The following is a 25,673-nucleotide window of genomic DNA, read 5'->3' on the forward strand; positions in this document are numbered from 1 at the left end:
CGTCACTGGCAGAACCTTTTCAATCTTGTAACTTGCTGATGTTCAATCAGTTTATTTATTCAACCGATGAGTCTTCGGTACTTTTCATGTCACTCAGGCTGAATGCCAGGCAAGTTGTCCGGACAGTCAGGACTCAATCTGGTGCGTTAATCTTTTTTCAATGGCTGCGCATCAACCATAGACCATACTCAAACAGCTGATTTCACATAGGAAATCTTGACTATTTTTCGATCCTGTCAAGTGCGTCAAAATGGTGAGCGGCCTCACCATTTTGGTGATTCTTGAACTTAGTCGTTAAATATCAGTTAGTTAATAACAGAATAAGCTTATAAAAAATATTCTTGCCGATTCGGATAACTGCAGCTAGCGTTTAATCCTGACAGCGCTGACAGGAATCAATCTGGCCGGGCTGTTTTTATATAGAACATCTAGAACCGGCATAAGCCGGTCATTGCCTGCGAGGAACTCGGAATGTCTCTGTTGATCCGTGGCGCCACCGTTATTACCCATGATGAAAGTTATCGCGCCGATGTGTATTGCGCAGACGGCGTGATCAAGGCCATCGGCGAAAATCTCGATGTACCTGCAGGCGCCGAAGTGCTCGACGGCAGTGGCCAATACCTGATGCCCGGCGGCATCGACCCGCACACCCACATGCAACTGCCCTTCATGGGCACCGTGGCCAGCGAAGACTTCTACAGCGGTACGGCGGCGGGACTGGCCGGCGGCACCACCTCGATCATCGACTTCGTGATTCCCAACCCACAGCAATCCTTGCTCGAAGCCTTCCATCAGTGGCGCGGCTGGGCCGAGAAGTCGGCGTCGGACTACGGCTTTCATGTCGCCATCACCTGGTGGAGCGAACAGGTCCGCGAGGAAATGGCCGAGCTGGTCAGCCAGCACGGCGTCAACAGCTTCAAGCATTTCATGGCCTACAAGAATGCGATCATGGCCGCCGATGACACCCTGGTGGCGAGTTTCGAACGCTGCCTGGAACTGGGCGCGATACCGACCGTTCACGCGGAAAACGGCGAACTGGTGTATCACCTGCAACGCAAGCTGATGGCCCAGGGCATCACCGGGCCGGAAGCGCATCCCCTGTCGCGTCCTTCACAGGTTGAAGGCGAAGCCGCGAGCCGGGCGATCCGTATCGCCGAAACCCTGGGCACGCCACTGTACCTGGTCCACGTCTCGACCAAGGAAGCCCTGGACGAAATCACCTACGCACGGGGCAAGGGCCAGCCGGTCTACGGTGAAGTGCTGGCTGGGCACCTGCTGCTGGACGACAGCGTCTACCGCGATCCGGACTGGCAGACCGCCGCCGGTTACGTGATGAGCCCACCGTTCCGTCCTCGCGGCCATCAAGAGGCGCTCTGGCATGGCCTGCAATCGGGCAACCTGCACACCACCGCCACCGACCACTGCTGTTTCTGCGCCGAGCAAAAAGCCGCTGGCCGTGACGACTTCAGCAAGATCCCCAATGGCACTGCCGGTATCGAAGACCGCATGGCAGTGCTGTGGGATGAAGGGGTGAACAGCGGACGCTTTTCGATGCAGCAATTCGTCGCACTGACGTCCACCAACACAGCGAAGATCTTCAACCTCTACCCACGCAAAGGCGCGATTCGTGTGGGTGCCGATGCCGATCTGGTGCTGTGGGACCCGCAAGGCACGCGGACCATTTCCGCCAAGACCCACCATCAGCAGGTGGACTTCAACATCTTCGAAGGCAAGACCGTGCGCGGCGTGCCCAGCCACACCATCAGCCAGGGCCGCGTGGTCTGGGCCGACGGCGACCTGCGGGCCGAACGCGGGGCCGGGCGGTATATCGAGCGGCCGGCGTATCCGGCGGTGTTTGATTTGCTGAGCAAGCGGGCTGAGTTGAATCAGCCGGTTGCCGTGAAACGCTGAAAGCGGCCTGCGGCCTATCGCGGGCAAGCCCGCTCCCACAGGGATCTCGGGTGTCCACAAAACCTGTGGGAGCGAGCTTGCTCGCGATGACGTCAGCCCAGACAACACAAAAACAATGCCCATTCAGAGGCAGCACCTCAAATAACCGTGAGGCCAAAACCGTGATCAAGACCCTGGACCACCTCCCGCATCCCCAAGAGAATGCGGCCGCCCTCGCCGGCCACTTCACCGACCTGGCGCCGCCGCTCAACGAGCGCCAGGCGCAACTGGAAGCCTCGCGCTGCCTGTATTGCTACGACGCGCCCTGCGTCAATGCCTGTCCGAGCGAGATCGACATTCCCTCGTTCATCCGCAACATTGCGCAGGACAACGTGCAAGGCGCGGCGCAGAAAATCCTCTCGGCCAACATCCTCGGCGGCAGTTGCGCCCGGGTGTGTCCGACGGAAATTCTTTGCCAGCAAGCCTGCGTGCGCAACAACGCTCACGAATGCGCGCCGGTCATGATCGGTCTGTTGCAACGCTACGCCGTGGACAACGCCCACTTCAGCACGCACCCCTTCCAGCGCGCTGCCACCACCGGCAAACGCATCGCCGTGGTCGGCGCCGGTCCGGCCGGTTTATCCTGCGCCCACCGCAGTGCCATGCACGGGCATGACGTGGTGATCTTCGAGGCGCGGGAAAAGGCTGGCGGACTCAACGAATACGGGATCGCCAAATACAAACTGGTGGATGACTACGCGCAAAAGGAGCTTGAGTTCCTCTTGGAAATTGGCGGGATCGAAATCCGCCACGGGCAGAAACTCGGAGAGAACCTGACCCTCAGCGAACTGCATCAACAGTTCGATGCGGTGTTCCTCGGCCTCGGGCTCAATGCCAGCAAACAGCTGGGCCTGGCCCACGAAGACGCGCCCGGCCTGCTCGCCGCCACCGACTACATCCGCGAATTGCGCCAGGCCGATGACCTGAGCCAATTGCCCCTGGCCGACCACTGCATTGTCCTCGGCGCAGGCAACACTGCCATCGACATGGCGGTGCAAATGGCCCGCCTCGGTGCCCACGACGTGAATCTGGTGTACCGCCGTGGCATCGAGGACATGGGTGCCACCCATCACGAACAGGACATTGCCAAGGCCAATCAGGTGCGGCTGATGACCTGGGCACAACCGGAAGAAGTGCTGCTCGATGACCAAGGCCGCGTGCGCGGCATGCGTTTCGCCCGCACCCATCTGGTGAAAGGTCGCCTGCAAACCACCGGTGAAACCTTCGAACTGGCCGCCGATGCGATCTTCAAAGCCATCGGCCAGGCCTTCGACGGCAGCGCCCTCAGCGATCCGCTGGCCCATGAACTCAAGCGCCAAGGCGAGCGCATCGAAGTCGATGAAAACCTGCGCACCAGCATCCCCGGCGTGTATGCCGGCGGCGACTGCACCAGCCTCGATCAAGACCTCACCGTGCAAGCCGTGCAGCATGGCAAGCGCGCCGCCGAGGCAATCAACGCTCAACTGATGCTCAACGTGGAGGCTGCGTAAATGGCCGATCTGTCGATTGTCTTCGCCGGCATCAAAGCACCCAATCCATTCTGGCTGGCCTCTGCGCCGCCGACCGACAAGGCCTACAACGTGGTCCGCGCCTTCGAGGCCGGCTGGGGCGGCGTGGTCTGGAAAACCCTGGGTGAAGACCCGGCGGCGGTGAACGTGTCGTCGCGCTACTCGGCGCACTTCGGGGTTAACCGGGAGGTACTGGGCTTCAACAACATCGAACTGATCACCGACCGCTCGCTGGAGATCAACCTGCGGGAAATCACCCAGGTCAAAAAGGACTGGCCGGACCGCGCGCTGATCGTGTCCTTGATGGTGCCCTGCGTCGAAGAATCCTGGAAAAACATCCTGCCGCTGGTGGAGGCCACCGGTGCCGACGGCATCGAGCTGAACTTCGGTTGCCCCCACGGCATGCCGGAACGCGGCATGGGCGCGGCGGTCGGCCAGGTGCCGGAATATGTGGAACAGGTCACCCGCTGGTGCAAGACGTATTGCTCGTTGCCGGTGATCGTCAAGCTCACGCCGAACATCACCGACATCCGTGTCGCCGCCCGCGCCGCACACCGAGGCGGTGCCGATGCGGTGTCGTTGATCAACACCATCAACTCGATCACCAGCGTCAACCTCGAACGCATGGTCGCCAACCCCATGGTCGGCAGCCAAAGCACCCACGGCGGCTACTGCGGTTCGGCGGTCAAGCCGATTGCCTTGAACATGGTCGCCGAAATCGCCCGCGACCCACAGACCCAGGGGCTGCCGATCAGCGGCATCGGCGGCATCGGCAACTGGCGCGACGCCGCGGAATTCATCGCCCTGGGCAGCGGCTCGGTGCAGGTGTGCACGGCGGCGATGTTGCATGGCTTCCGGATTGTCGAGGAGATGAAGGACGGCTTGTCACGCTGGATGGACAGTCAGGGCTACGCCAGCATTTCGGAGTTTTCCGGGCGTGCGGTGGGCAACACCACGGACTGGAAGTACCTGGACATCAACTACCAGGTGATCGCGAAAATCGATCAGGAGGCTTGTATCGGTTGCGGTCGTTGCCATATCGCGTGTGAAGACACTTCGCACCAGGCCGTGGCTAGCCTCAAGCAGGCGGACGGTACTCACAAGTATCAAGTGATCGATGAGGAGTGCGTGGGCTGCAACCTGTGCCAGATCACCTGCCCGGTGCAGGACTGTATCGAGATGGTGCCGGTGGAGACTGGCAAGCCGTTCCTGGACTGGAATCATGATCCGAGGAATCCGTATCACGTCAGCCCTTGAGGTCAGCGGCGTCTGAACCGACGCCTTCGCGGGCAAGCCCGCTCCCACAGGTTTCTCTGTGTACACAGGATTTGTGTACGACATAAAACACTGTGGGAGCGGGCTTGCCCGCGAAGAGGCCAGCAGCAACACCACCCAACCTCAAGGCTCCAACCCAATCCCCCGCAAAATCACACTGGTCACCGTCTGCACCGCCTTCTCGAACTGCATATCCGACAGTGGCTGATGATCATTGAGAATGTTCACCTGGTGATCGAAGTCGGCGTAGTGCTGGGTCGAGGCCCAGATCATGTAGAGCAGGCTCGAGGGCTCCACCGGCAGGATGCGTTTGTCGTCCACCCACTGGCGGATTTTCGCTTCCTTCATCTTGGCCCAGTCGTACAGGCTCGCATCCAGCGCTTCGCCGAGGGTCGGCGCGCCATGGATGATTTCGTTGGCCCAGACTTTCGAGCCATACGGCCGGCTGCGGGAATGGTTCATCTTGGCGCGGATGTAGCTGCTGAGCACCACACGCGGGTCATCGAACATCTCGAAGCACAGCGCGTCCTGCTTCCAGACTTCCAGCAAGTCGAACAGCACGGCGCTGTACAACTCGGTCTTGGTGCTGAAGTAGTAGTGCAGGTTGGAACGCGGTAGTTGCACTTCAGCGGCGATGTCGGCCATGGCGGTGCTGCCGAAGCCCTTTTCAGCGAAGACCTTTTCCGCCCCCAGCAGGATTTTTTCGACGTTACTGCGACGAATCTCGATCTTGTGATTGCCCATGCGGATCCCCGACAACAACGTTGAGCAAGACTAGCATCCGCTCTGGACCGCGGCGACAGGGGAAAACGAAACTTCGTACTGGCGCTGTCGTAAAGCTAAACTCTGCGCACTTGGAAACTGCCTGAGGTACCCACGATGCTGCTCAAGAAAACCCTGACCGTCGCTGCCCTGCTCGGCTCGCTGCTCGCCACTTCTTCGGTGTTGGCCCACGCCCACCTGAAAAGCCAGACACCGGCCGCCGACAGCACCGTGGCCGCGCCAAAGGAATTGCGCCTGGAGTTCTCCGAGGGTATCGAGGCCAGTTTCACCAAAGTCATGCTGACCCGGGATGGCGCACCGGTGGAGGTCAAAGCATTGACCACCGAAGGCAGCGACAAAAAGACCCTGATCGTCACCCCGGCCGCGCCGTTGACCGCCGGCGCCTACAAAGTCGAATGGCACGCCGTGTCCGTCGACACCCACAAAAGCGAAGGTGCCTACGCCTTCAAGGTTGGCCAGTAATTCATGGCGAGCGCGCTGGTGCTGTGCCGCTTCCTGCATTTCATCGTGGTGCTGATGCTGTTCGGAGGCTGGTTGTTCAGGCCCTTGCTGGCAAATGGCGAAACGACACTGGATCAGCGGCTGGCTCGGACCTGCCGTTGGCTGGTCGTGGTGGCGCTGGGCAGCGGGGTCTGTTGGTTGCTGCTGATTACCGCGAGCATGGCTGGGGCCTGGGACGCGGCCTTCGATCCGTCGACCCTGGGCCTGGTGCTGGGCAATACCTTTTTCGGTCAGGTCTGGCGCTGGCATTTGCTGATCAACCTGCTGTTGCTGGCGTTGCTGCTGACCCCATTGCGCGCCAGCCTTGCGCTGCGCTTGATCCTCAGCGGCCTGCTGCTGGCCACCCTGGCCCCGGTCGGCCACGGCGCCATGCTCGATGGCACCGCAGGCCAGTTGCTGATCCTCAATCAACTCATTCACTTGATCTGCGTGGGTGCCTGGCTCGGCGGCTTGATGCTGCTGGTGATGATTCTGCGTCAACCCGATGGGCATTCGATCCGCGTGATGCTGCAGCGCTTCAGCGGCGTCGGTTACGGCTTGGTCGCCGGGCTGCTGATCACCGGGCTGATCAATGTGCGGGTGCTCACCGGAGCGTTCTGGCCGACACCGTTGTTCAGCGGGTTCGCCTTGATCCTGTTGATCAAGGCTGCGCTGGTGACGACGATGCTGGGCCTGGCGTTGTTCAATCGCTTGCGGATCAATGAGTGTGAGCAGCGTCTGCAAGCATTGCGTAGCAGCGTGATGCTGGAGTGGATGCTGGGGCTTGGCGCAGTGGCGGCAGTCTCATTGCTGGGCACCCTACCCCCCATGATTTCCAACTAATAACCCCGTCCCCTGTGGGAGCGAGCTTTTGTGGCGAGGGGGCTTGTCGGAACGCCGCACCGCCCCATTCGGCTGCGAAGCAGTCGTAAATACAAACTCCTTGATATGCCTGAAAGATCACAGGGGGCCGCTTCGCGACCCAACGGGGGCAAGCCCCCTCGCCACAAAAGCTTACCCCCACAAAATGTAATCCATCTCTCCACAAGTCATCGTATAACTTCCGATTGACAACCCACGAAAATCCCGCAAATATCGCCCCCAATGTTGTACGACGACGTATGACAACAATAAAAACAAGAAACAAGGGAGCGTCACAGTGAACAAGCTCGTCCGCAATTCCTCCGCCCGTTCTTCGCGTACAGACTTTGCCCGTCGTCATACCCTGAGCCTGATCGGCTGCAGCGGCCTGGCCCTCGTCCTGCCCATCACCTGCCAGGCAGAAGGTTTCACCGACGACGCCAAGGCCACGCTGAACCTGCGCAACGCCTACATCAACCGCAACTACACCAACCCGGCCTACCCCCAGGGCAAGGCTGAAGAGTGGACGCAGAACTTCATTCTCGATGCCCGCTCCGGTTTCACCCAGGGTCCTGTGGGCTTCGGTGTCGATGTACTGGGCCTGTACTCGCAGAAGCTCGATGGCGGCAAAGGCACCGGTGGCACGCAGCTGTTGCCGATCCATGACGATGGCCGCCCCGCTGACAATTTCGGCCGGCTCGGCGTGGCGCTCAAAGGCAAGATCTCGAAAACCGAATTGAAGGTCGGTGAATGGATGCCGGTGCTGCCGATCCTGCGTTCCGACGATGGCCGCTCGCTGCCGCAGACCTTCCAGGGCGCTCAGGTGACCTCCACCGAAATCAGCGGCCTGACGCTCTATGGCGGTCAATTCCAGAAAAACAGCCCGCGTAACGACGCGAGCATGGAAGACATGTTCATGAACGGTAAAGCGGCGTTCACCTCGGACCGTTTCAACTTCGGCGGCGGTGAATATGCGTTCAATGAAAAGCGCACGCAGGTCGGTGTCTGGTACTCCGAACTCAGTGACATTTACCAGCAGCAATACTTCAACCTGACCCACAGCCAGCCCCTCGGCGACTGGACCCTGGGCGCCAACCTGGGCTACTTCATCGGCAAGGAAGACGGCAGCGCGCTGGCCGGTGATCTCGACAACAAGACCGCGTTCGCCCTGCTCTCGGCCAAGTACGGCGGCAACACCTTCTACGTCGGCCTGCAAAAACTCACCGGTGACGACGTCTGGATGCGGGTCAACGGCACCAGCGGCGGCACCCTGGCCAACGACAGTTACAACTCCAGCTATGACAACGCCCGGGAAAAGTCGTGGCAGGTGCGTCACGACTACAACTTCGCCGCCCTCGGCGTTCCGGGCCTGACCCTGATGAACCGCTACATCAGCGGTGACAACGTGCACACCGGGAAAATTACCGACGGCGAGGAATGGGGTCGCGAATCGGAACTGGCCTACACCGTGCAGAGCGGTGCGCTGAAAAACCTCAACGTGAAATGGCGTAACGCTACTATTCGCAAGAGCTTCAGCACCAACGAATTCGATGAGAACCGGATTTTCATCAGCTATCCGATCAGCCTCCTGTAAACACAACGCCAATGTAGGAGTGAGCCTGCTCGCGATGACGGATTGTCAGTCGACTTCGATGTTGAAAGTTAGACCGCTATCGCGAGCAGGCTCACTCCCACAAGGTGCGCGGGAATATTAAGAATTGCATCAGACCTCCAGGAGACGACCCTCCGTCAATTTCCACCAATGTCGCGTTGACAAGAGCCAGAAAGCCTAACGATACTCAACAAAGTCGTACGACAACCTACAACGAATCAATAACAACAACTGTTTGTCCAGGATTCCCATGACGACCACTGCAACCGCCCGCACCCCTTTCAATCGCCTGCTGCTGACCGGCGCCGCCGGTGGCCTCGGGAAAATCCTGCGCGAAAGCCTGCGCCCCTACGCCAATGTGATTCGCCTGTCGGACATCGCCGACATCGCGCCGGCCATCGATGATCGCGAAGAAGTCGTGCCCTGCGATCTGGCCGACAAGCAGGCGGTGCATCAACTGGTCGAAGGCGTGGACGCGATCCTGCACTTCGGCGGCGTGTCGACCGAGCGCTCTTTCGAAGAGATCCTCGGCGCCAACATCTGCGGCGTGTTCCACATCTACGAAGCCGCGCGCCGCCATGGCGTGAAGCGGGTGATCTTCGCCAGTTCCAATCATGTGATCGGCTTCTACAAACAAGACGAGGTGATCGACGCCCACTCCCCTCGCCGCCCGGACAGTTACTACGGCTTGTCCAAGTCCTACGGCGAAGACATGGCCACGTTCTACTTCGACCGCTATGGCATCGAGACCGTCAGCGTGCGCATCGGCTCGTCGTTCCCGGAGCCCCACAACCGCCGGATGATGAGCACCTGGCTGAGCTTCGGCGATCTGACCCAACTGCTCGATCGCGCCCTATACACGCCGAATGTCGGCCACACCGTGGTCTATGGCATGTCCGACAACAAGGACATCTGGTGGGACAACCGTTATGCCACGGCCCTGGGTTTTGTCCCCCAGGACAGCTCCGAAGTGTTCCGCGAAAAAATCGAAGCCCAGCCGATGCCCGCCGCCGATGATCCGGCGCGGCTCTATCAGGGCGGCGCCTTCTGCGCGGCTGGCCCGTTCGGTGACTGAGCCTTCGCGTGTTGCTTGATCCCCACAACAAAAACCAAGGGAATGAGTTGCCATGCAAGCTGAATTGATTGTCGACGCCCGCAACGCGGTCGGTGAAAGCCCAGTCTGGGTACCTGAGGAAAACGCCCTGTACTGGGTCGATATTCCCGCCGGCGGTTTACAGCGCTGGAGTGCCGACACCGGGCAGATGGATGCCTGGAAAACCCCGGAGATGCTCGCTTGCATCGCACGTCATCATGACGGCGGTTGGGTCGCCGGCATGGAGAGCGGGTTCTTCCGCCTGCATCCGCGCACCGATGGCAGCCTCGACAGTGAACAGTTGGCCCATGTCGAGCATGCCCGCACCGACATGCGTTTGAACGACGGCCGCTGCGATCGTCAGGGACGTTTCTGGGCAGGCAGCATGGTGCTGAACATGGGCGCCAACGTCGCCGAGGGTGCGTTGTATCGCTACAGCGCCGGTCAGAGCGGGCCGCTCGAGGCCCGACTGAGCGGTTTAATCGTGCCCAACGGCCTGGGCTTCAGCCCGGACGGGCGCACCCTGTACCTGTCCGACTCTCACCCTCAGGTCCAGCAGATCTGGGCCTTCGACTACGACATCGAAACCGGTACGCCGTCGAACCGACGCGTGTTCGTGGACATGAACCAGTACGAAGGTCGCCCCGACGGTGCGGCGGTCGACGCCGATGGCTGCTACTGGATTTGCGCCAACGACGCCGGCTTGATCCACCGTTTTACCCCCGACGGCCGACTTGACCGCTCCCTCGCCGTACCGGTGAAAAAACCCACCATGTGCGCCTTCGGTGGCCCTCGACTGGACACGCTGTTCGTGACCTCGATCCGCCCCGGCGACGACCATGATCCCCAATCACTGGCCGGTGGCGTGTTCGCCCTCGATCCCGGCGTCAAAGGTTTACCCGAACCCCGTTTCAACGACTGAGCACCCCCAACAGAAAAGCGCTCCTGCTGCATCGCTGTGCCTTGAATAAAAAAACAATAAAACTGGAGACACCCCCCATGGACTTCAAACGCACCTTGCTCGCCGCTGCACTTCCATTAGCCTTCTCCCTCAGCGGTGCCGCCCAGGCACTGGAAATCAAATTCGCCGACATCCACCCCGCCGGTTACCCGACCGTGGTGGCTGAAGAACAACTGGGCAAAACCCTGGTGGCCGACAGCAATGGCGCGCTGACCTTCAAGATGTTCGCCGGTGGCGTGCTCGGCTCGGAAAAAGAAGTGGTCGAACAGGCCCAGGTCGGCGCCGTGCAGATGGCCCGGGTCAGCCTCGGCATCGTCGGGCCGGTGGTGCCGGACGTGAACGTGTTCAACATGCCGTTCGTGTTCCGTGACCAGGCCCATATGCGCAAGGTCATCGACGGTGCGGTCGGCGACGAAATCCTCGACAAGATCACCAACTCCGAATTCAACCTGGTCGCCCTGGCCTGGATGGACGGCGGCACGCGCAACCTCTACACCAAGAAACCGGTGCGCAGCCTGGAAGACCTCAAGGGCATGAAGATCCGCGTGCAAGGCAACCCGATGTTCATCGAAACCATCAACGCCATGGGCGGCAACGGCATCGCGATGGACACCGGCGAAATCTTCAGCGCCCTGCAGACCGGCGTGATCGACGGTGCGGAAAACAACCCGCCGACCCTGCTCGAACACAACCACTACCAGAACGCCAAGTACTACAGCCTGACCGGCCACCTGATCCTGCCCGAGCCAATCGTGATGTCGAAAATCACCTGGGACAAACTCACCCCCGAGCAGCAAGCCCTGGTGAAGAAAACCGCCAAGGCGGCCCAGGCCCAGGAACGCACCCTGTGGGATGCGAAATCGGCCAGCAGCGAAGAAAAACTCAAGGCCGCCGGTGTCGAGTTCATCACCGTCGACAAGAAACCTTTCTACGAGGCCACTGCCTCGATCCGCGAGAAATACGGCGCCCCCTACGCCGATCTGATCAAGCGCATCGAAGCCGTTCAGTAACCCTCCCTGCATTCAAGAAAGGCCCGGCGCCGCTGACGTTGGTGTACGTCAGTGCGCGCCCGGTTACGGTGGAACCCGATGAAGAATCTGCTGCTGCGTATCAACGACGGGATTTACATGACCTGCATCTGGGTTGCCGGCCTGTCGGTCCTGGCCATTTCCCTGATGATCCCCTGGGGCGTTTTTGCCCGTTACGTGCTCGGTACCGGCTCCAGTTGGCCGGAGCCTACCGCCATTCTGCTGATGATGGTCTTCACCTTCATCGGCGCCGCCGCCAGCTATCGATCCGGTTCGCACATGGCGGTGGCGATGCTCACCGACCGCATGCCGCCGCACCTGCGCAAGGCCGCGGCCATTGTCGCGCAAATGCTGATGGCGACCATCTGCCTGTTCATGGCCATCTGGGGCAGCAAGCTGTGCATGTCCACCTGGAACCAGTTCATGAGCGCCCTGCCGACCCTGCGGGTGGGCATCACGTACATGCCGATTCCGGTGGGCGGCGTGCTGACGCTGGTGTTTGTCCTGGAAAAACTCTTGCTCGGCGACCAGAGCAACCGTCGGGTCGTGCGTTTCGACCTCGTTGAAGAAAACGAAGGGGCTGCCTGAATGGACGCTTTTATTCTGTTGGGCAGTTTTATCGCGTTGATCCTGATCGGCATGCCAGTCGCCTACGCCCTGGGGTTTGCCGCACTGATCGGCGCCTGGTGGATCGACATCCCGTTCCAGGCACTGATGATTCAGGTGGCCGGGGGCGTGAACAAGTTCTCCCTGCTGGCGATTCCGTTCTTCGTCCTGGCGGGCGCGATCATGGCCGAGGGCGGCATGTCCCGGCGCCTGGTGGCGTTCGCCGGGGTGCTGGTGGGCTTCGTGCGTGGTGGCTTGTCGCTGGTCAACATCATGGCCTCGACCTTCTTCGGCGCGATCTCCGGCTCCTCGGTGGCGGACACCGCCTCGGTCGGTTCGGTGCTGATTCCGGAAATGGAACGCCGTGGCTATCCCCGGGAATTCGCGACGGCGGTGACCGTCAGCGGTTCGGTGCAAGCGCTGCTGACACCGCCCAGCCACAACTCGGTGCTCTACTCACTGGCCGCCGGCGGCACGGTGTCGATTGCCTCGCTGTTCATGGCCGGCGTAGTGCCGGGCCTGTTGATGAGCGCGTGCCTGATGGTGCTGTGCCTGATCTTCGCCAAGAAGCGCGACTACCCCAAGGGTGAAGTCATTCCGATGCGCGAGGCGCTGAAGATCTGCGGCGAGGCGCTGTGGGGCCTGATGGCGATGGTGATCATCCTCGGCGGCATCCTGTCGGGTATTTTCACCGCCACCGAGTCGGCGGCGATTGCCGTTCTGTGGTCGTTCTTCGTGACCATGTTCATCTACCGCGACTACAAATGGAGCGAACTGCCAAAACTGATGCACCGCACCGTGCGCACGATTTCGATCGTGATGATCCTGATCGGCTTCGCCGCCAGCTTCGGCTACATCATGACCCTGATGCAGATTCCGGCGAAGATCACCACGCTGTTCCTGACTCTCTCGGACAACCGCTATGTGATCCTGATGTGCATCAACGTCATGCTGCTGTTGCTGGGCACCGTGATGGACATGGCACCGCTGATCCTGATCCTCACGCCGATCCTGATGCCGGTGATCCTCGGCATTGGCGTGGACCCGGTGCAGTTCGGCATGATCATGTTGGTGAACCTGGGCATCGGCTTGATCACACCGCCGGTGGGTGCGGTACTGTTCGTGGGGTCGGCGGTGGGCAAGGTCAGTATCGAATCCACCGTGAAAGCCCTGCTGCCGTTCTACGGCGTGCTGTTCCTGGTGCTGTTGGCCGTGACCTACATTCCGGCACTGTCGCTGTGGTTGCCGCATCTGGTGTTGTAAGCATTCAGACACGCAAGCCCCCTCGCCACAAAAGCCCCTCGCCACAGGGAACGGTGCAAGCCTCAAAAAATCACATGGCAGGTCAACATGTCGTTAACACTGATCGAACTTGAAGACGAACTCACCCACCTCACCCTCGCCCCGGAACTAGGGGCGAGCATCGTCAACTGGACCGTGCGCAGCACTGGCCAGCCCTTGCTGCGCCACGCCGATGAGCACGCCTTGAACACCGGCCTGCCCGGCAAGCTCGGCGGCTTTCCCTTGATCCCCTGGTCCAATCGCATCGCCGGTGGAGGTTTCGACTGCCCCGATGGCTGGCTGGCATTGACGCCCAACAGCCTCACCGATCCCCTGCCGATTCACGGCAGCGCCTGGCAGCAGCCGTGGGAGGTGGTTTCCCGGTCGCAAAATGAAGTGGTCCTGCAACTAGACAGCACAACCCCCTTCGCTTATCGCGCGCGGCAACGTTTCCATTTGAGCGCGGGCAAGCTGAGCATCGAACTGCACGTCACGCACCTGGCTGAACACGCTGCGTGGCATGGCCTGGGATTGCATCCGTATCTGCCTCGGACACCGAACACCCGACTACAGGCACCCGCCCGGCATGTGTGGATGTGCGACGGGGCAAAACTGCCGACGGAACTCAGCGCATTGCCGGTCGAGTGGGATTTCCAGCAACTGAAGTCGTTGCCCGAATCGCTGGTGGACAACGGTTTCTGCGAATGGAACGGACACTGCCTGATCGAACAAATGGATCTTGGTTACGCACTCGACTGCCAGGCTACCGGCAGCGATTACTACCTGCTCTATTGCCCCGTGGGCCTGGGGTTTTTCTGCATCGAACCGGTGAGCCACCCGGTCAACGCGCATCACCTGCCCGGTCGGCCAGGATTGCGTTTACTGGAACAGGGTCAATCCACCGAACTGGGCTTCACCCTGCAGTACCGGCCGCTTCAGGCTGGTGCCCCCAACAATTGACTCAACACCGCTCGTAACTTGCCGGGCTTCACCGGTTTGTTCAGCAAGGGTGCGTTGAGCCGCTGCAACGCACGCCGACAATGGTCGGTGCGGTCGGCGGTAATGATCACCGCGGGAATGTCCTGGTGGAAATGCTCGCGCAAATGTCGCACCACATCACAGCCGACCACCCCGTGATCGAGGTGATAGTCGGCGAGAATCAGTTCCGGTGCCTGCCCGCGTAGCGCCGCCAGCGCAGCCTCTTCATCAGTGGCGACCAGAACCTCGCAGCCCCACTGCCCGAGCAATGCGCTCATGCTTTCGAGAATGCTCACTTCGTTGTCGATCACCAGTAAACGGCGGCCCGGCAGCGGGTTGCCGGTGCCCGGTTGTGGCACCGCCTGGCTCACGGGCAGCGGAACCTCATCGGATATCGGCACTTCAATGCTGAACATCGAACCCCGCCCCGGCATCGAGTACACGCCGATCCTGTAGCCAAGGATCTTGGCGATGCGCTCGACAATCGCCAGCCCCAGGCCCACGCCCTTACGGTCGGCGGCGCGGCCGACGTCCAGCTGGTTGAACTCGAGGAAGATCGAATCGAGCCGGTCGGCGGCGATGCCACGCCCGGTGTCCCAGACCTCCAGGCGCAACATCTCGCCCCGACGCCTGGCCGCCAGCAGGATGCTGCCTTCATCGGTGTAGCGGCAGGCATTGCTGAGGAAGTTGCGCAGGATCCGCGTCATCAGGCGCAAGTCGGTGCTGATGGCGTAATCGGCCATGCGCACCCGCAGGTTCAAGCCGGCTGCCTGGGCGACAGACTGGAACTCCGACACCAGCGGCCCGAGCAGTTCGTCGAGGCGGTACGACGCAACGTCCGGCTTGACCGCGGCCTGATCGAGCCGGGAAATGTCGAGCAGATCCGTCAGCAGGTCTTCGGCCCCTTCCAGGGCCTGGTGAGTGCGTTCCACCAGCACTTGCTCGGCTTCCGGCAGTTTGCGTTCGCGCAAGGTCGAAATCAGCAACCGCGCGGCGTTCAACGGTTGCAGCAGGTCGTGGCTGGCGGCGGCGAGGTATTTGTCCTTGCTGTGATTGGCGGCCTCGGCGGCATCGCGGGCATCGCGCAAGGCCTTGGCGATCTGTTTACGCTGGGTGATCTGCTGCTGAAGGTTACGGTTGGCCTCGAGCAATTCATCGGTGCGCGCAACGACGCGCTGCTCCAGTTCGTCATTGAGTTGCTGCAGGCGTCGCTGGGCCAGCTTGCGCTCGGTGATATCGGAGACGAACCCTTCCACCAGCCCTTCCTGGCCGGGCTTGAGCAGCAAGTTCATCAATACATCCAGGTGACTGCCGTCCTTGCGCCGCAAGCGGGTTTCATAGCCGTGCAGGCTGCGCTGGTGCCTGAGGATTTCGCCGATGGTTTCCAGCTCCTGCGCGCCGTCGACGAACAGGGTGCTGCCCAGATCGGTCAGGGAGAACAGCACCTCCTGCGGGTCCTGGTAGCCGAGCATGCGTGCCAGCGCCGGGTTGGCGGCGCGCATGCCGTCGTGCAGGCTGGCCTGGAAGATCCCGTGCACCGCGTTTTCGAACAGCCACTTGTAGCGGTTACGCTCGGCTTCCAGCTCATCCAGACGCGCGGCCAGCTCCGGGTAATGGCTCTTGCGCGCCGAGTGGCTGCCCAGCCCCAGCAGCCCCGTCAGGGCCCGTTGTTGCTCGTCAGAGGGCTTCGCCATAGACGACCTCGACATCACGCTGGCTGGATTCGCGCGGGTTGGTCAGGATGCACGGATCGTGCATCGCATGCTGCGACAGGAACGGAATGTCCGAGGTCCTGACGCCATGCAAACCGAGAGTTTCGTGAAAGCCGATGGCGTGTTTCAAAGCGATCAGATGTTCGACCAGGCGCCCGCAGATCTGCCGGTGATTCAGGCCTCGGCAGTCGATGCCCAATGTCTCGGCGATCACCTTGAAGCGATCTGGCGCCGAGTTGTAGTTGAAGGCCACCACGTGCTCGACGAGTACCGCGTTGCACAGACCGTGGGGCAGATCGAGAAAGCCGCCCAGGCTGTGGGACATGGCATGCACAGCACCCAGGATCGCGTTGGAAAACGCCAGCCCGGCCTGCATGCTGCCGAGCATGATTTTTTCGCGCAACGCGATGTCGGTCGGGTTGGCGATCATTTGCACCAGGTTGCCATTGATCAGGCGCATCGCCTCAAGCGCATGGGGGTCGGTCAGCGGCCCGTGGCCGGTGGACACAAAGGCTTCGATGGCATGCACCAAGGCGTCGATGCCGGTACAGGCCGACAGGAACGGGTCCATGCTCAGGGTGGTTTCCGGGTCGATCAGCGAAACGTCCGGCACCACGGCCTTGCTGACGATGGAGAACTTCATGCGTTCCTGCTGATTGGAAATGATCACGAATTGCGAGACGTCGGCCGAGGTGCCGGCGGTGGTTGGAATCAGGATCAGCGGCGGGCTGGGCACGCGGATGGTGTCCACGCCCTCGAAATCGAGAATGCTGCGGCCATGGGCGACGACGATGCCGATGCCTTTGCCGCAATCCATCGGGCTGCCGCCACCGACGGCGACGATCACGTCGCAGTGGTTTTCCCGGTACATCTCGGCGCCGAGCATCACCTCTTCGACCCGCGGGTTCGGCGAGACATCGGAGTACAGGCAATACTGGATGCCCAGCGCTTGCAGGCTGGCCTCGACATCGGCGACCCAGCCGGCGGCAATCACACCGGGGTCACTGACCACCAGGACCTTGCGCGCGCCAAAGGTCTTGGCGTAATTGCCGACACTGTGCCGGCTACCGGCACCGAAGATGATTTCAGGGGAAACGAACTTGCGCAGCTGGTTGAGACTCTGGCTCATTGGAAAGCCTGTTTTTATTGTTTTGGAAGGTAGAAACCACACTAAACCATCCAGCTGTGAATGCAATCAGACCAAGGTCATTGACCCAGACAGTGATTTGTATCGCCAGGCTAGCCGCGATAGATCAACTGCGAAGCCTTCGTGTTACGCAACGTCAGGTGTTCGATCCCCAACCCCGGTGCCTCCGCTTCCTCCCGGGCCTTGAGGATCACCCCGTGGTGCGGGGACTTGCTGCACACCGGGTCGGCATTGCTGGCATCGCCGGTCAGCATGAAGGCCTGGCAGCGGCACCCGCCCAGGTCCTTGTGTTTTTCATCGCAGGAGCGGCACGGCTCCTTCATCCAGTCATCGCCGCGAAAACGATTGAAACCGAACGAGTCGTTCCAGATGTGCGAGAGGCTGTGCTCGCGCACGTTGGGAAACGCTACCGGCAACTGCCGGGCGCTGTGGCAAGGCAAGGCCGTGCCGTCGGGGGTGATGTCGAGAAACAGGTTGGCCCAGCCGTTCATGCAGGTCTTGGGACGCTCCTCGTAGTAGTCCGGGGTGACGAAGATCAGCTTGCACGGGTGGCCCTGGGCTTCAAGGCGTTCGCGGTATTCATTGGTGATGCGCTCGGCACGCTGCAGTTGCTCACGGGTGGGCAACAGGCCGACGCGGTTGAGTTCGGCCCAGCCATAGAATTGGCAGGTGGCCAGTTCGACAAAGTCCGCCTCCAACTCCAGGCACAGCTCGATGATCTGCGCGATCCGGTCGATGTTGTGCCGATGGGTGACGAAGTTCAGCACCATCGGATAGCCCTGGGCTTTCACCGCACGGGCCATGGCGAGTTTCTGGGCAAAGGCCTTGCGCGAGCCGGCGAGCATGTTGTTCACCTCCTCGTCGGCGGCCTGGAAGCTGATCTGGATATGGTCCAGCCCGGCCACCTTGAAGTCGCGCACCTTCTGCTCGGTCAGGCCGATGCCGGAGGTGATCAGGTTGGTGTAGTAGCCCATGTCCCGGGCGGCCTTGATCAGTTCGGCGAGGTCCTGGCGCACCAATGGCTCGCCACCGGAAAAGCCCAATTGCGCGGCGCCCATGTCCCGCGCTTCGCGGAATACGCGAATCCATTCTTCCGTGCTCAGTTCCTCGCCGTGCCGGGCAAAATCCAGCGGATTGGAGCAATACGGGCATTGCAGCGGGCAGCGGTAGGTCAGCTCGGCGAGCAGCCACAACGGCGGCCCCGGCATCGTCTCACTCGATCCAGAATTGCGCATGGGCCACCTCCAGAAACGCCAGCACGTCTTCGTCGATCCCGGGTACCCCGGGGAAACTGGCGCTCAATCGATCAATGATCGCCGCCACGCTGCGCTGGCCATCCACCAGGTCGAGAATCTGTCCGGCACTGGCGTTGAGCTTGATCATGCCTTCGGGGTATAGCAGCACATGACAGTCCTGACGGGGCTCCCACTGCAGGCGAAAACCGCGGCGCAAGGCCGGTGACTGCTGGCGATTGATCAGGCTCACAGGGCGATCCCCCGGTGCCAGACGTTGTCGCCGGTGACCGTGTGATACGGCGGGCGCGCAAGCTCGTAGGCCATGCTCATGGCATCGAGCATGCTCCACAGCACGTCGAGCTTGAATTGCAGGATCTGCAGCATGCGTTGTTGCCCCTCGGCCGTCACGTAGTGCGCCAGGGTGATGCGCAACCCGTGCTCGACATCGCGCCGCGCCTGGCTCAGGCGCGTGCGGAAATAATCGTAGCCGGCGACGTCGATCCACGGGTAATGAGTCGGCCAGGCGTCGAGTCGCGACTGATGGATCTGTGGCGCAAAGAGTTCGGTCAGCGAACTGCTGGCCGCCTCCTGCCAGCAGGCGCGACGGGCGAAATTGACGTAGGCGTCCACGGCAAATCGCACCCCGGGCAGCACCAGTTCCTGGGACAAAATCTGCTCGCGATCCAGCCCCACGGCTTCGCCCAGGCGCAGCCAGGCTTCGATACCGCCCTCGCTGCCGGGGACGCCGTCGTGGTCGAGAATCCGTTGCAGCCACTCCCGGCGCACGTCGCGGTCCGGGCAGTTGGCAAGAATCGCGGCGTCTTTCAGGGGGATGTTGACCTGATAGTAGAAACGATTGGCGACCCAACCCTGGATCTGCTCGCGGCTGGCGCGACCGGCGTACATGAGTTGGTGGTAAGGGTGGTGGATGTGGTAGTAGGCGCCCTTGGCGCGCAGGGCGGCTTCGAATTCTGTGGGGGACATGGGGGTGTCAGTCATTTTGTTCTCCGGGATTTTTTGCGGTGCCTGCGCTGGCCTCATCGCGAGCAAGCTCGCGAAGAGGCCTTCGGCTACAGCTCAATACTCATGCCGTCATAAGCCACTTCAATACCCCGCCGCTCCAGCAAAGCCCGCTCGGCCGAGTCTTCATCGAGGATCGGATTGGTGTTGTTGATGTGGATCAGCACCTTGCGCTGGCGGTTGAAACCCTCCAGCACTTCAAGCATCCCGCCGGGGCCGCTTTGTGGGAGGTGCCCCATTTCGCTGCCCAGGCTCTGGCCGACTTCGCAGATACGCATCTCGTCGTCGCGCCACAGGGTGCCATCCAGCAACAGGCAATCGGCACGCTGCATCCAGCCCAGCACTTCATCGTCGATTCGGCCAAGGCCCGGGGCATAGAACAGCGAGGCGCCGTTGCGCAGGTCTTCAATGAACAGGCCAATGGTGTCGCCCGGTTGCGGGTTGCCGCGATTGGGCGAATACGGCGGCGCGTTGCTCACCAGGGGAATCGCGCGAAATTGCAAATGCCCGCAGGCCGGGATGTTGAACGGTTGACGCTCAAGACCGACTGGTTGCCATTGCAACCCGCCATTCCAGTGTCCGAGCATGTTGAACAGCGGGAAACCGCTGCTCAGGTCCTGGTGCACACGCTCGGTGCACCACACCGCATGCGGGCAGCCTTCGCGCAGGCTGAGCAACCCGGTGCAATGGTCGATCTGGCTGTCGAGCAGCACGATGCCGGCGATGGCGCTGTCACGCAGGCGCCGCGCCGGTAGCAATGGCGCAAAACTATCGAGTTGCGCGCGAATGTCCGGTGAAGCATTGCACAACACCCACTCCACGCCGTCGTCACTCAGGGCAATCGACGACTGCGTACGGCGCTGTGCCCGCAGGCTGCCATTGCGCACGCCGGCGCACTGGCGGCAGTTGCAGTTCCACTGAGGGAAACCACCGCCAGCGGCGGAACCGAGAACACGGATGTGCATGGCGGATGCTCCAGAAGGCAGGCCCGGCCAACGCAAACGCTGGCCGGGTGATCAATCAACGGTTGGCGAAATACATCGTCACTTCGAAGCCAATGCGCAGATCGGTAAACGCGGGTTTAGTCCACATGGGTCATTCCTCTTCTTGTGCCCGGGTGATTCCGGTAGAGCCATTAATGCACGGGGCGATGAGCGCCCGAATGCTACTTTCGAAGGAGTTGGCGGGGTGATTTGGTAGGGGGTGTTACGCAGATGTTTTGCACGCCACAAAACAGTGTAGGAGTGAGCCTGCTCGCGATAGCGGTCCGACAGTCAACATTAATGTTGAATGTGCTGACCTCATCGCGAGCAGGCTCGCTCCTACAGGTTTTTCAGTGTTCTAGCTAAGTCAGAAGAACCCCAGCGGATTGATGTCGTAGCTCACCAGCAGGTTTTTGGTCTGTTGATAGTGATCGAGCATCATCTTGTGGTTTTCCCGACCAACGCCGGACTTCTTGTAGCCACCGAACGCGGCGTGCGCCGGGTACAGGTGGTAGCAGTTGGTCCACACGCGCCCGGCCTTGATCGCCCGGCCCATGCGGTAGGCGCGGTTGATGTCGCGCGTCCACAGGCCGGCACCGAGGCCGAACTCGCTGTCGTTGGCAATCGCCAGGGCTTCGGCTTCGTCCTTGAAGGTGGTGATACCCACCACCGGGCCGAAGATTTCTTCCTGGAACACACGCATCTTGTTGTGGCCCTTGAGCAGGGTCGGCTGGATGTAGTAACCGCTGGACAGGTCGCCCTCCAGACGCTCGGCTGCGCCGCCGGTGAGCAACTCAGCGCCCTCCTCCTGGGCAATGGTCAGGTACGAGAGGATCTTGTCGTATTGCTGTTCGGACGCCTGGGCGCCGACCATGGTCTCGGTGTCCAGCGGGTTGCCGCGCTTGATCTTGACGATCTTCTTCATCACCTCGGCCATGAACGGCTCGTAGATCGACTCCTGCACCAGCGCCCGGGACGGACAGGTGCAGACTTCACCCTGGTTGAAGAACGCCAGCACCAGCCCTTCGGCGGCTTTTTCGATAAACGCGGGTTCAGCGTTCATGATGTCTTCGAAGAAGATGTTCGGCGACTTGCCGCCCAGCTCGACGGTGCTCGGGATGATGTTCTCGGCGGCGCAATGCATGATGTGCGCGCCCACCGGGGTCGAGCCGGTGAAGGCGATCTTGGCGATACGCTTGCTGGTGGCCAGGGCCTCGCCGGCTTCGCGACCGAAGCCCTGGACGATGTTCAGCACGCCCGCCGGCAGCAAGTCGGCGATCAGTTCAGCAAAGACCATGATCGACAGCGGCGTTTGCTCGGCAGGCTTGAGCACGATGCAGTTGCCGGCGGCCAGGGCCGGGGCGAGTTTCCAGGCAGCCATCAACAGCGGGAAGTTCCACGGAATGATCTGCCCGACCACACCCAGGGGCTCATGGAAGTGATAGGCCGTGGTCAGCTCGTTGATCTCGGCGGCGCCGCCTTCCTGGGCGCGGATGCAGCCGGCGAAGTAACGGAAGTGGTCGGCCGCCAGCGGCACGTCGGCGTTCAGGGTTTCGCGCACGGCCTTGCCGTTGTCCCAGGTTTCGGTGACGGCCAGCACCTCAAGGTTCTGCTCGATGCGATCGGCGATTTTCAGCAGCACCAGGGAGCGGTCCTGGGCCGAGGTCTTGCCCCAGGCATCCGCTGCGGCATGCGCGGCGTCGAGGGCCTTGTCGATGTCGGCGGCGCTGGAGCGCGGGAATTCGGCGATCACTTCACCGTTGACCGGCGAGGTGTTGGTGAAGTACTCGCCATTGATCGGAGCGACAAACTCGCCACCGATGAAGTTGCCGTAGCGTGGTTTGAAGGTAATGACGGCGCCTGGGGTTCCGGGTTGTGCGTAGATCATGGTGGGCCTCTGTCTGGGTCGATGCCTGTCGTACTGACAGGCGATGAGCCGATACTAGAGAGCCCCGCGTGCCAGACGAATGCATCGTTGGCAGGAGGGGCTCTCGTTATTTGGTCGTAGATTTCACACAGATCACTGTAGGAGCGAGCCTGCTCGCGATGAACCCGAGAACGCCACGGGGTATCAGGTTTCCAGCGTTATCGTTGACGACCATCGCGAGCAGGCTCGCTCCTACAGGGGTTATGCGGTGGAATCGGGATCAGTGCTTGGCCACGAGATCCTTGGGCAGCTTGAAGGTCCAGAGCATGCCGCCCTGGTTGAAGTCCTTGATGCGCTTGGCCACTTCGCCGCCCCACAGCGGTACCGCACCGCCCCAGCCGGAGAGCACCGAGACGTACTGTTCGCCGTCCATTTCCCAGGTGATGGGCGAGCCGAGCACGCCGGAACCGGTCTGGAATTCCCAGACCTTTTCGCCGGTCTTGGCGTTGAAAGCCTGCAGGAAGCCCTCAGGCGTACCGGTGAACACCAGGTTGCCCTTGGTGGTCAGCACCCCGCCCCACAGCGGCGCGTAGTTCTTGTGGCGCCAGACTTCCTTGCCGGTTTTCGGATCGATGGCCCGCAGCACGCCGATGTAGTCTTCGTTCAACGGTTTGATGGTGAAGCCGGCGCCGAGGAACGCCGCGCCTTTCTTGTAGGCGATGCCTTCGTTCCAGATGTCCATGCCCCATTCGTTGGACGGCACATAGAACAGCCCGGTGTCTTTGTTGTAGGCCATCGGCATCCAGTTTTTCGCGCCGAGGAACGCCGGTGCTACGAACACCGAACTGCCCTTGACTTCCGAGCCCGGGGCACCGGGACGGCTGGCCTCGTTGTAGATCGGCCGGCCGTTCTTGTCCAGGCCGGTGGCCCAGGTGATTTTGTCCACGAACGGGAAGCCACGGATGAATTTGCCGTTGGTGCGGTCCAGCACGTAGAAGAAGCCGTTGCGGTCGGCAGTGGCCGCCGCCTTGATTTCCTTGCCGCCTTCGCTGTAGTTGAACGACACCAGCTCGTTCACGCCGTCGTAGTCCCAACCGTCGTGGGGCGTGCTCTGGAAGTGCCACTTGATGGTGCCGTCGTCCGGGTTGAGCGCCAGGCGTGACGAGGAGTAGAGGTTGTCGCCAGGGCGCAGGTGCGAGTTCCACGGTGCCGGGTTGCCGGTACCGAACAGCAGCAGGTTGGTTTCCGGGTCGTAATAGCCGCCCAGCCAAGGGGCGGCGCCGCCGGTTTTCCAGAGATCGCCCGGCCAGGTCTTGCCCGCCTCGCCGCCGGAGATGCCGTTCTCCACCGCTTTACCGTCCTTGTAGACGTAGCCCATATGGCCTTCGACCGTTGGCCGGGTCCACAGCAGATCGCCGTTTTTCGGGTCGTAGGCCTCGATCTTGCCCACCACGCCGAACTCGCCACCGGCCACGCCGGTAATCAGCTTGCCGTTGATCACCAGTGGCGCGGCGCTGATCGAGTAGCCTTCCTTGTGGTCGGCGACTTTCTTGCTCCAGACCACCTTGCCGGTGTCCTTGTTCAGCGCCACGAGCTTGGCGTCGAGGGTGCCGAAAATCACCAGGTCGCCATACAGCGCGACGCCGCGGTTGATCACGTCGCAGCAAGGGCGGATGTCATCGGGCAGGCGTGCATCGTATTGCCAAAGCTTCTTGCCGGTGCGCGCATCCACGGCGAACACCCGGGAGTAGGAACCGGTCATGTACATCACGCCGTCCTTGACCATCGGCTGCGCTTGCTGGCCCCGCTGTTTTTCACCGCCGAAGGAAAATGCCCACGCCGGGCGCAGCTCCTTGACGTTGTCGACGTTGAGAATATCCAGCGGGCTGTAGCGCTGCCCTTGAACGCCGAGGCCGTTGGTCACGACCTGTTCCGGGTTCTTGGGGTCCTGGAGAATGTCCTGGTCGGAAACCCCGGCCAATGCCTGGCCGGACAACAGCATGGCACTGAGCAGCAGGCTCAAGACGAAGGGCTGGCGACGTGCGGGTTGGGTCATGACGGCTTCCTCTGCGGATTTTTGTTATGTCCGGGAAATTCTCCCGGTCTGGTGCAGATTCTTGAGCGCCGTCGCCCTGGCAACAATTGCCCGCAATGAGGAGATTGCTAGTTCCTTGGTAGCGGGTCGGATGAGATGGGCACGAGATTATGTGAACGGCACCGGCCCCCTGTAGGAGCGAGCCTGCTCGCGAAAAACGTCAGACCACCGCGTTCATCCAGGCAGCTTGCGTTATCGTTAACGTCCATCGCGAGCAGGCTCGCTCCTACAGGGGATTCAGGTCGACTATTTGCTGGCAGAATCCACCCGCGTCATCCGCTCGCGCTCGTAGCGCGGGTACAGATGGCTGACGCTGCGGATCAGTTCGTAACGACTCAGGTTGATCCCGGCGAAACGTTCGGGGATGGGGCTGCGGATCATCTCGGCCATGTCGCTGCCATTGGCGGCGCCGTCGCGCATCAGCTGATCGAGCCAGGTCAGGTAATCGCGCATCTGCTCGAAGGGTTGCGGATCGCTCGCCACCGGCCCATGGCCGGGCACAACCTGCGTCCAGGGCAAGCCTTGCAGGGTCGCGATGTCCGCCAGCCACACCGACAGCCCTGGACTGTTGGGCGTGGTCAGCGCCCGCTGATAAAACACCAGGTCGCCGGCAAACAGCACGCCGGTTTGCTGGTCGAGAATAGCCAGATCTGCGCCCGTATGCCCACCCAGGCTCAGCAGACGCAGATCGTGATTCCCAAAACTTTTCACGCCGGGTGTCAGCGTCTGGGTCGGCAACACCACTTCGGTGCCACGCATCCAGTCGCCGACCATGCGGTACATATTCTCGGCCATGGCATCGCCTTGCTGATGCAACAGCTCGGTAGTGCCCGCCAAGGCGCCAATCGGCACGTCGCTGAAGGCTTGGTTGCCCAGCACATGGTCCGGGTGGTGATGGGTCAGCAAGACCTCGATCACCGGCTTGTCAGTCGTGGCGGCAATGGCCTTGCGCATCGCTTCGCCGTAACGCCGGGACGGGCCGGTGTCGATCACCACCACTCCGCGCTCGGTGACGATGAACGCGGTGTTGACGATGTTGCCGCCGTTGGCCTTGGCAAAATTATCGGTGCTGCCTTCCAGCAGCCAGGTGTCCTGGGCGATCTGCCGAGGCTGGAGTGAATATTCGAGATCGGCCAGGGCTGGCAGACTGACGCTCAGCACCATCAACAGGATCCAGCGCATGCCACGCTCCTTGGGG

At 61.4% G+C, this 25,673-nt stretch carries 23 protein-coding genes; 12 read left to right on the forward strand and 11 right to left on the reverse strand.

What is annotated here, in order from left to right; genetic code table 11:
- Positions 1 to 471 precede the first annotated feature (471 nt).
- From hydA to preA, 3 genes are all read left to right on the forward strand, one after another.
- Positions 472 to 1,911 carry a dihydropyrimidinase gene (gene hydA / locus VC35_RS01320; RefSeq protein WP_046037268.1) on the forward strand — a complete coding sequence of 480 codons (1,440 nt, stop codon included), beginning with the start codon at positions 472 to 474 and terminating at the stop codon, positions 1,909 to 1,911.
- Positions 1,912 to 2,072: 161 nt separating this feature from the next.
- Positions 2,073 to 3,440, forward strand: coding sequence for an NAD(P)-dependent oxidoreductase (locus tag VC35_RS01325; RefSeq protein WP_046037269.1), 1,368 nt, complete (start codon positions 2,073 to 2,075; stop codon positions 3,438 to 3,440).
- On the forward strand, positions 3,441 to 4,715 hold the full coding sequence (gene preA, locus VC35_RS01330; protein ID WP_046037271.1) for an NAD-dependent dihydropyrimidine dehydrogenase subunit PreA: 1,275 nt from the start codon (positions 3,441 to 3,443) through the stop codon (positions 4,713 to 4,715).
- A gap of 141 nt (positions 4,716 to 4,856) precedes the next feature.
- Here the strand turns inward: preA and VC35_RS01335 are convergent, their stop codons facing one another.
- Entirely contained in the window at positions 4,857 to 5,477 is a 621-nt protein-coding gene (locus VC35_RS01335; protein ID WP_008046717.1) for a TetR/AcrR family transcriptional regulator, read from the reverse strand.
- Positions 5,478 to 5,612: 135 nt separating this feature from the next.
- Here VC35_RS01335 and copC point away from each other — a divergent pair, with 135 nt between their 5' ends.
- From copC to VC35_RS01380, 9 genes are all read left to right on the forward strand, one after another.
- Positions 5,613 to 5,978 (forward strand): copper homeostasis periplasmic binding protein CopC, encoded by a 366-nt coding sequence (gene copC / locus VC35_RS01340; RefSeq protein WP_046037272.1) that lies wholly within the window; start codon positions 5,613 to 5,615, stop codon positions 5,976 to 5,978.
- 3 nt (positions 5,979 to 5,981) lie between these two features.
- Positions 5,982 to 6,839 (forward strand): copper homeostasis membrane protein CopD, encoded by an 858-nt coding sequence (copD, locus tag VC35_RS01345; protein WP_046037274.1) that lies wholly within the window; start codon positions 5,982 to 5,984, stop codon positions 6,837 to 6,839.
- A 316-nt stretch (positions 6,840 to 7,155) separates the two neighbouring features.
- The gene (locus VC35_RS01350; protein WP_046037275.1) at positions 7,156 to 8,451 is read left to right on the forward strand and encodes an OprD family porin; all 1,296 of its coding nucleotides are present in this window, start codon (positions 7,156 to 7,158) and stop codon (positions 8,449 to 8,451) included.
- 268 nt (positions 8,452 to 8,719) lie between these two features.
- A complete protein-coding gene (locus tag VC35_RS01355) occupies positions 8,720 to 9,544 on the forward strand; it encodes an NAD-dependent epimerase/dehydratase family protein (protein ID WP_046037276.1) in 825 nt (274 codons plus the stop codon).
- Between the two features lie 52 nt (positions 9,545 to 9,596).
- A complete protein-coding gene (locus VC35_RS01360) occupies positions 9,597 to 10,484 on the forward strand; it encodes an SMP-30/gluconolactonase/LRE family protein (RefSeq protein WP_046037277.1) in 888 nt (295 codons plus the stop codon).
- A 77-nt stretch (positions 10,485 to 10,561) separates the two neighbouring features.
- On the forward strand, positions 10,562 to 11,533 hold the full coding sequence (locus VC35_RS01365) for a TRAP transporter substrate-binding protein (RefSeq protein WP_046037278.1): 972 nt from the start codon (positions 10,562 to 10,564) through the stop codon (positions 11,531 to 11,533).
- Positions 11,534 to 11,611: 78 nt separating this feature from the next.
- Positions 11,612 to 12,139, forward strand: coding sequence for a TRAP transporter small permease (locus VC35_RS01370; protein WP_046037279.1), 528 nt, complete (start codon positions 11,612 to 11,614; stop codon positions 12,137 to 12,139).
- Positions 12,140 to 13,420, forward strand: coding sequence for a TRAP transporter large permease (locus VC35_RS01375; RefSeq protein WP_046037280.1), 1,281 nt, complete (start codon positions 12,140 to 12,142; stop codon positions 13,418 to 13,420).
- An 87-nt stretch (positions 13,421 to 13,507) separates the two neighbouring features.
- Positions 13,508 to 14,398 (forward strand): aldose 1-epimerase, encoded by an 891-nt coding sequence (locus VC35_RS01380; RefSeq protein ID WP_046037283.1) that lies wholly within the window; start codon positions 13,508 to 13,510, stop codon positions 14,396 to 14,398.
- On the opposite strand, the gene VC35_RS01385 is transcribed toward VC35_RS01380, so the two are convergent.
- The 10 genes from VC35_RS01385 to VC35_RS01430 form a co-directional block, all read right to left on the reverse strand.
- The gene (locus VC35_RS01385; protein ID WP_046037284.1) at positions 14,374 to 16,110 is read right to left on the reverse strand and encodes a PAS domain-containing hybrid sensor histidine kinase/response regulator; all 1,737 of its coding nucleotides are present in this window, start codon (positions 16,108 to 16,110) and stop codon (positions 14,374 to 14,376) included. The genes VC35_RS01380 and VC35_RS01385 overlap by 25 nt on opposite strands.
- Positions 16,094 to 17,257, reverse strand: coding sequence for an alcohol dehydrogenase-like regulatory protein ErcA (gene ercA / locus VC35_RS01390; protein ID WP_046037285.1), 1,164 nt, complete (start codon positions 17,255 to 17,257; stop codon positions 16,094 to 16,096). The genes VC35_RS01385 and ercA overlap by 17 nt, the downstream gene beginning before the upstream one ends.
- Before the next feature lie 110 nt (positions 17,258 to 17,367).
- Positions 17,368 to 18,510: a pyrroloquinoline quinone biosynthesis protein PqqE gene (gene pqqE / locus VC35_RS01395; protein ID WP_046037286.1), complete on the reverse strand. Its 1,143-nt coding sequence runs from the start codon at positions 18,508 to 18,510 to the stop codon at positions 17,368 to 17,370.
- Positions 18,488 to 18,760 (reverse strand): pyrroloquinoline quinone biosynthesis peptide chaperone PqqD, encoded by a 273-nt coding sequence (gene pqqD, locus VC35_RS01400; protein WP_046037287.1) that lies wholly within the window; start codon positions 18,758 to 18,760, stop codon positions 18,488 to 18,490. Before pqqD ends, pqqE begins: the two co-directional genes overlap by 23 nt.
- Positions 18,757 to 19,509 (reverse strand): pyrroloquinoline-quinone synthase PqqC, encoded by a 753-nt coding sequence (gene pqqC / locus VC35_RS01405; protein ID WP_046037288.1) that lies wholly within the window; start codon positions 19,507 to 19,509, stop codon positions 18,757 to 18,759. The genes pqqD and pqqC overlap by 4 nt, the downstream gene beginning before the upstream one ends.
- Before the next feature lie 71 nt (positions 19,510 to 19,580).
- Positions 19,581 to 20,495: a pyrroloquinoline quinone biosynthesis protein PqqB gene (gene pqqB, locus VC35_RS01410; protein WP_046037289.1), complete on the reverse strand. Its 915-nt coding sequence runs from the start codon at positions 20,493 to 20,495 to the stop codon at positions 19,581 to 19,583.
- Between the two features lie 55 nt (positions 20,496 to 20,550).
- The gene (gene pqqA, locus VC35_RS28510) at positions 20,551 to 20,622 is read right to left on the reverse strand and encodes a pyrroloquinoline quinone precursor peptide PqqA (protein ID WP_003253598.1); all 72 of its coding nucleotides are present in this window, start codon (positions 20,620 to 20,622) and stop codon (positions 20,551 to 20,553) included.
- Between the two features lie 258 nt (positions 20,623 to 20,880).
- Positions 20,881 to 22,401, reverse strand: coding sequence for an acetaldehyde dehydrogenase ExaC (gene exaC, locus VC35_RS01420; RefSeq protein ID WP_046037291.1), 1,521 nt, complete (start codon positions 22,399 to 22,401; stop codon positions 20,881 to 20,883).
- A 259-nt stretch (positions 22,402 to 22,660) separates the two neighbouring features.
- Entirely contained in the window at positions 22,661 to 24,436 is a 1,776-nt protein-coding gene (locus VC35_RS01425) for a PQQ-dependent methanol/ethanol family dehydrogenase (RefSeq protein WP_046037292.1), read from the reverse strand.
- A 285-nt stretch (positions 24,437 to 24,721) separates the two neighbouring features.
- Complete coding sequence (locus VC35_RS01430) at positions 24,722 to 25,657, reverse strand: quinoprotein relay system zinc metallohydrolase 1 (RefSeq protein WP_046037293.1); 936 nt, start codon at positions 25,655 to 25,657, stop codon at positions 24,722 to 24,724.
- Positions 25,658 to 25,673: the final 16 nt, after the last annotated feature.

The organism is Pseudomonas fluorescens, assembly GCF_000967965.1.
Lineage (GTDB): Bacteria > Pseudomonadota > Gammaproteobacteria > Pseudomonadales > Pseudomonadaceae > Aquipseudomonas > Aquipseudomonas grandcourensis.